A 290-nucleotide genomic window follows, 5' to 3' on the forward strand; every position below is an offset into this window, starting at 1 on the left:
TTTCCATTTGCCTTCGTACATCATCACCTCATACCCTCCACCCCCCACTTCACCTCCCCCCCACACTCCCCCACCACCCCCTCCCACAACACCAACCTTTCTCCCATTCCCACCCGCTCCCTCCAATAACCCCTCATTCTTACCTCCCCCCCACTCCCTCCCATAACCCTCCAACTCACCAATACCAATCCCCTTCCACCATTCCTTTACCACACATCCACCTTCACATAACTCTTCTCTCGAGCATACACGTCCACACCTCGCTCCAACCCCATTCCCATCCATCATCC

General features: G+C 55.5%; 1 pseudogene. It reads right to left on the reverse strand.

Features of this window, described 5'->3' with window-relative positions:
* Positions 1-288, reverse strand: a pseudogene (locus FS628_RS33265) (dihydropyrimidine dehydrogenase); the annotation flags it as partial.
* Positions 289-290 lie beyond the last annotated feature (2 nt).

Source organism: Paenibacillus xylanexedens (genome assembly GCF_007676705.1).
Taxonomy (GTDB): Bacteria; Bacillota; Bacilli; order Paenibacillales; family Paenibacillaceae; genus Paenibacillus; species Paenibacillus xylanexedens_C.